Origin of the sequence: Vibrio sp. 10N.222.46.A1, from assembly GCF_041473595.1 — a bacterium.
In the GTDB taxonomy this organism is placed as follows: Bacteria; Pseudomonadota; Gammaproteobacteria; order Enterobacterales; family Vibrionaceae; genus Vibrio; species Vibrio tasmaniensis_A.
This window is the reverse complement of sequence record NZ_JBFRSN010000908.1, coordinates 1-5,712: the sequence shown is the minus strand read 5'-3', so window position 1 is coordinate 5,712 and position 5,712 is coordinate 1. Positions and strand designations below refer to the sequence as shown.

Here is a 5,712-nt window from a genome sequence, read left to right as displayed (position 1 = left end):
GATTGATGCTTTCAACGGTTTGATTCAAGGCTTGTTGTTGGTCATTGCTGAGGTTGGGGTTGTTGACTATCGCCTGCAAAGATTGCGATATCACCTCAAGAGACTCACTCGCGTCTTGAGCGTATTTTTCCATACCATCCAAGTCCAAGGTCATATCAACATTGATCAGTGGGGTTTGTTCTTGTTCTGCTTCAGAGGCGAACCCTGTCAGTGAGATCAACATAAGTGCAATGATGGCCAATGGTGTTTTCCACATGAGTATTCCTTTCTCATTGTTCTGTTTATTTAGATGTGTCTTTTAGTATGGTTCACTTCTCTCGTTTCTAACTGATTAATCTTGTCTTTAATTCTCAAGACTTAGGTTTAACTCACTAATTTTTGGGCAAAAAAATACCCCACCTATATAAGGAAGGGTATTAATAAGGCTAAATCACTTGCTGTAAGTGCTTTAACTTCTAATTATAGATAAAGCTATAGATAGAAGAATTACTCTGAGTCGTTTTGCTCTTCGTCCGCTAGCTCATCAATGATCTGATCAGCAAACACAGGTGCAAACCACTCATCCATCTTGGCACGCAGTTGGTCAACGCCGATGCCCTTCATTGAAGAGAAGACATCAACCGCTACATCACCACCGAAAGATTTCGCATCATTACGGATTTTCAGTAGCTGTGCTTTACGCGCACCGCTTTTCAGTTTGTCTGCTTTTGTTAACAAAACCTGTACTGGGATGCGGCTATCGATAGCCCAGTAGATCATTTGTTGGTCAAGGTCCTTCATTGGGTGACGGATATCCATCAATACCACTAAACCTTTTAGGCTTTCACGTCGTTGTAGGTATTCACCTAGCGACTTCTGCCATTTTTTCTTCATCTCAAGCGGTACTTGAGCGAAGCCATATCCCGGTAAATCGACAATATGACAGCCGTCGGTAACCTTAAATAGGTTAATTAGCTGAGTTCGACCTGGGGTTTTACTGGTTTTCGCCAAGCTTTTTTGGTTTGTAACGCGGTTTAGTGCGCTAGATTTACCAGCATTGGAGCGTCCTGCAAACGCAATTTCGATCCCTTCGTCTTCTGGTAAGTGACGAATATCAGGTGCACTGGTAATGAAATGCGTGTTTTGATAATGAATTTTTACGCTCACTGTTAACTCCATCTCGACTTTGTGTAGTCGATTGATTACTTTTTTGTGAATTTGTGTAAAATAACCGTGCTCGGCATAAGGTCGCCTATTGTACCATGAGTGGCAACATAGAGTGGTACTGGAAGCTTGATAATTATAATGGAATGTCATGAAGAAATTAGCGCTAATTTTGAGTCTTTTAGCCAGCTGCTCAGTATGGGCTCAAGGTAGTATTGAAGCTGGTAAAGCCAAATCACAAACATGTGTTGCCTGCCACGGTGCTGACGGCAACAGTCTGATCACTCAGTATCCTAAGCTGGCTGGTCAACATGAGAAGTATCTAGAGAAGCAGTTAAAAGAGCTTAAGCTAGGTATGACGAGTGGTGGTAAACAAGGTCGTTACGAGCCTGTAATGGGTGCAATGGCGATGCCTTTATCTGAAGAAGATATGGCTGACCTAGCGGCATACTACGCATCTCTCCCTATCTCTAGTAACTCTACTCCTGAAAATGTAGTAGATGAAGGTAAGGTTCTTTACACTGCGGGTAACGCAGAACGCGGCGTAACGGCTTGTATTGCTTGTCACGGCCCTCGTGGTAATGGTACCGAACTTTCTGGTTTCCCTAAGATTTCAGGTCAGCACGCAGATTACATCAAGGCTCAACTTGAGAAATTCCGCGATGGTAACCGTAATAACGACATGAATGCGATGATGCGTGATGTAGCTAAAAAGTTAACAGACGCAGATATTGATACCTTATCGAAGTACGTTGGTGGTTTACACTAATATGTCGGTTTCTTGCTCTTAGCCAGAGTAATGAAATGTACGTTCGAGCGAGATTGAAGAGACGCCCCGATCAGTAATGGTTGGGGCGTTTTCTTTTGTATTGATTTTATATATCCGGTTTGTGTTAATGTCTAATTTATCAATGCGTGTTCGAATTGTGTACAAAAGTGTGAGCTCGCACTCTTGTAGTCTTTTTGTAAAAAGGTAAAGTAGCCGCCATCAGCTAGGAGCTGACTTAGATACGGATGGTCATCTAGTCTAACGGTATAGACAGAAACGGATCAGGCTAGGACAGCCCAGCAACAAGGTGTTAGAAAAGGATAGCCAAAACTCATCAGGACGATGAACAACAAACAAATTTGGCATGGAAAGCACCAATAACAAATGGAGATTTGTGTACCAAGTTGAGTATGCAAATTTTGGCCGATATAGGCAGATTTAGAGAGCGATAGGTTTTCCTATCGCTTTTTTTATTGATTTGATGAAAAAACACCCAATACCTCTCCACTATAAACTCAGTTTCTGGTATGTTTCGCATCCCTGTTTAAGGATGTGCTATGTATACTTGTCCCTTATGCCATCACCAAGGCGTGAATCACTATTTTGAAGACAAACGCAGAGCCTATCTGCAGTGTCAGCAATGTGAACTGGTATTTGTTAAACCTGAACAAAGGTTAGAAGCAAAAGAAGAGAAAGCACACTATGATCTCCATGAGAACGATCCTAGTGATGCAGGCTATCGCCGTTTTCTATCTCGCATCGCGGATCCACTAACAGACAAAATTTCATCTAACTCACACGGGTTGGATTTTGGTTGTGGCCCAGGCCCTACGCTATCTATTATGTTAGAAGAAGCCGGACACACCATGGAGTTGTACGATATCTATTACCACCCAGAAGCTTCTGTGTTGGAAAAAACGTATGACTTTATGACTGCCACGGAGGTGATAGAGCATCTTTATCACCCAGACAAAGTGTGGCAGCAATGGTTGAATTTAGTTAAACCCAAGGGCTGGATTGGTCTTATGACTAAACTAGTAATAGACGTAGACGCGTTTGCTGGTTGGCACTACAAGAATGACCCGACACATGTCGTCTTCTTTAGTCGTCAAACATTCCAGTTTTTGGCAGAGCGGGATAAGCTCGAACTAGAATTTTTTGGAAATGATGTAATTTTACTGAGGAAAGTGCAGTAATGGGTCGTAGTAAGAAATCAAGAAAACCGGGAGCACTTGGCGCTCCGGAACCTATGGTTACTCGTAACCGTAGTGAATCTGATGTTGAAGGTCGTGAACGTAAGCGTGTTAAAAAGCGTAAAGGCCTTAAGTCTGGCAGCCGTCACTCTGATGGTAGCGAAGCAAAACAGCGTAAAGCTGCACTAGCTCGCGACCCTCGTTTAGGCAGCAAGAAAAAAATCCCGCTGATTGTTGAACCAGCGAAGAAGTCGACGAAACAAGAGCGCAAGCTATCTAACGAACAAGAGTTAGAGATGCTTGAGAATGATGCTCAACTGAACACATTGCTAGATCGTATCGAAAATGGTGAAAACCTAGGTGCTGGTCTGCAGAAGTTTGTTGATGAGAAACTTGATCGTATCGAACACCTAATGGGCCGCTTAGGTCTGCTAGAGCCAGAAGACGATGAAGAAGAGATCTTCGAAGAAGCACCGGTTGCCTCTAAGAAGAAAGCAAGCTCTGACGAAGACTTGCTATCTCAATTCGAAGATTTCGACTTAGACAGCTTTAAAGGTTAATAGCCAATGAACGTAACCTTATTAGCAATTGCTGGTGGAATTATCATTCTCGGCTTGGGCTCTTACGCAGGTTACCTTCTACTTCAAGTGAAGAAGCAGACGGAGTTGCAAAAGCAGCATCAAGCACTTGCCATTGAAAAACGTAACGCGACGATTTACGAAAACGTAAATACTTTGTGCTTAGCGGGTATTCAAGGCCAGTGTGACTTACCTGAGATCAGTATCCGAGTGTGTATCATTATGGATAACGTTCAGGGTGATGAGCGTGTCGATTTTGATTCTGAGTATCCTGCTCTTTCTGAGCTGTACCATATCGTAAAAGATATGGCTCGCGGAGATGCAAGACAGGAACTGACGAAGAAAGATCGCATGCAGCAGAATCTCACGCGCCATAAGGCAGAGACTCGCTTGAATGATGCGGTCATCGAAGATTTGAAAAGGTTGCAGGAGAAGGTTAAGCCTCTCAACAACCAAATCAACATTCAGATGATCTAGTCACTAAGACTATTTAATATAGAGGCTTGTTGAACACTCCATTTTTAAGACGTGCTGCTTTTAATACCTATGCCTTTAAGACGCTTTGTCTTAAAGGCATATTGTTTTTAAGTCGCCTTGCTTTTTAATAGACAATGTTAAATGGGCTTTCTTACCTTTTGCGTCTCGTTAATCCCGACGCTTTGTTAGTGATCAAGCTAGCAGTTCTGAGTTTTTGTCTGAAAAATTGATTTTGTCTTGGAACGACCTTACTGGTCGTGTGGCAAAATAACCCGTCTATATTTTAATGTATGTAAAATGATTTGAGAGACCTTAGGTTCTCGCGGATCTAAATTGGAAGTACCGCTATGTCGAGCAAGCCAGTAACAACGAATCAGCAAATCGTTTGGGATCAAGAAATCTTAAACAAGTACAACTATTCGGGACCTCGTTACACCTCATACCCAACTGCGTTGGAGTTTCATGAAGCGTTTACTGTCGCTGATTACGACATGGCGTGTACTCAATATCCTGATCGTCCACTCTCTCTTTACGTGCATATCCCATTTTGTCACAAGCTTTGTTACTACTGTGGTTGTAATAAAGTCATTACTCGTCACTCGCATAAAGCGGATGAGTACTTGGATGTGATTGAACATGAAATCCGCCAGCGCGCCTCGTTATTGAATGGCCGTAAAGTGACTCAACTGCACTTCGGTGGTGGTACACCAACGTTCTTGACCAAAACACAAATCACTCGTTTGATGGGCATTTTGCGTGAAGAGTTTAACTTCACCGCTGACGCTGAAATCAGTATTGAAGTTGACCCGCGTGAGATTGAGCTAGACGTACTTGACCACCTTCGAAATGAAGGCTTCAACCGCCTGAGCATTGGCGTGCAAGACTTTAATAAAGAAGTACAGAAGCTGGTTAACCGTGAGCAAGATGAAGAGTTCATTATTGCAATGGTTCAACGTGCGACAGAGCTAGGCTTCCGTTCAACTAACCTGGATTTGATCTACGGCCTACCAAAGCAGACTCAAGCTTTGTTCGCTGAAACATTGAAGCAAGTGTTAGAAATGAAGCCGGGCCGTTTATCTGTATTTAACTACGCACACATGCCGCAACTGTTTGCTGCGCAGCGTAAGATAAAAGATGAAGACCTACCTGAAGCTAAAGAGAAGATGGCTATCTTACAAGATACTATCGAGACGCTAACCGGGGCGGGTTATCAGTTCATAGGTATGGATCACTTCGCATTACCTGAAGACGAGCTAGCCGTAGCACAACGTGAAGGTATTCTGCATCGTAACTTCCAAGGCTACACGACCCAAGGTGAAGCTGACTTAATTGGTTTCGGTGTTTCTGCTATCTCAATGGTCGGTGATGCTTACGCTCAAAACCAGAAAGAGCTGAAGAAGTACTACGCTCAAGTGAATGACCTGCGCCATGCACTTTGGAAAGGTGTTGCACTAGACAGTGACGACCTTCTACGTCGTGAAGTGATCAAGCAGCTGATTTGTAACTTCAAGCTTGATAAAACAATGATCGAATCTGAGTTCTCGGTTAACTT

Annotated in this window: 6 protein-coding genes and 1 pseudogene; 5 read left to right on the top strand and 2 right to left on the bottom strand. The window is 43.1% G+C overall.

Features of this window, described 5'->3' with window-relative positions:
* A pseudogene (locus AB4496_RS21790) lies at nucleotides 1-256 on the bottom strand (GTP-binding protein); the annotation flags it as partial.
* A gap of 230 nt (nucleotides 257-486) precedes the next feature.
* Nucleotides 487-1,146, bottom strand: a complete 660-nt coding sequence (gene yihA / locus AB4496_RS21785; RefSeq protein WP_009848045.1) for a ribosome biogenesis GTP-binding protein YihA/YsxC — start codon at nucleotides 1,144-1,146, stop codon at nucleotides 487-489.
* A gap of 148 nt (nucleotides 1,147-1,294) precedes the next feature.
* Here yihA and AB4496_RS21780 point away from each other — a divergent pair, with 148 nt between their 5' ends.
* The 5 genes from AB4496_RS21780 to hemN all read left to right on the top strand — a co-directional run.
* Nucleotides 1,295-1,912, top strand: coding sequence for a cytochrome c (locus AB4496_RS21780; RefSeq protein ID WP_009848044.1), 618 nt, complete (start codon nucleotides 1,295-1,297; stop codon nucleotides 1,910-1,912).
* 557 nt (nucleotides 1,913-2,469) lie between these two features.
* Complete coding sequence (locus AB4496_RS21775) at nucleotides 2,470-3,108, top strand: class I SAM-dependent methyltransferase (protein ID WP_004735576.1); 639 nt, start codon at nucleotides 2,470-2,472, stop codon at nucleotides 3,106-3,108.
* Nucleotides 3,108-3,665 carry a Der GTPase-activating protein YihI gene (gene yihI, locus AB4496_RS21770; RefSeq protein WP_004735577.1) on the top strand — a complete coding sequence of 186 codons (558 nt, stop codon included), beginning with the start codon at nucleotides 3,108-3,110 and terminating at the stop codon, nucleotides 3,663-3,665. Before AB4496_RS21775 ends, yihI begins: the two co-directional genes overlap by 1 nt.
* A gap of 6 nt (nucleotides 3,666-3,671) precedes the next feature.
* On the top strand, nucleotides 3,672-4,160 hold the full coding sequence (locus AB4496_RS21765) for a DUF2489 domain-containing protein (protein WP_009848043.1): 489 nt from the start codon (nucleotides 3,672-3,674) through the stop codon (nucleotides 4,158-4,160).
* Between the two features lie 347 nt (nucleotides 4,161-4,507).
* A partial coding sequence (gene hemN / locus AB4496_RS21760; RefSeq protein WP_372131948.1) for an oxygen-independent coproporphyrinogen III oxidase occupies nucleotides 4,508-5,712 on the top strand: 1,205 nt, incomplete at its 3' end.

Bases quoted from the DNA above. Each gene is read 5' to 3' on its own strand.
- AB4496_RS21775 (WP_004735576.1), top strand. From the start codon at position 2,470: ATGTATACTTGTCCCTTATGCCATCACCAAGGCGTGAATCACTATTTT.
- AB4496_RS21780 (WP_009848044.1), top strand. From the start codon at position 1,295: ATGAAGAAATTAGCGCTAATTTTGAGTCTTTTAGCCAGCTGCTCAGTA.
- AB4496_RS21765 (WP_009848043.1), top strand. From the start codon at position 3,672: ATGAACGTAACCTTATTAGCAATTGCTGGTGGAATTATCATTCTCGGC.
- yihI (WP_004735577.1), top strand. From the start codon at position 3,108: ATGGGTCGTAGTAAGAAATCAAGAAAACCGGGAGCACTTGGCGCTCCG.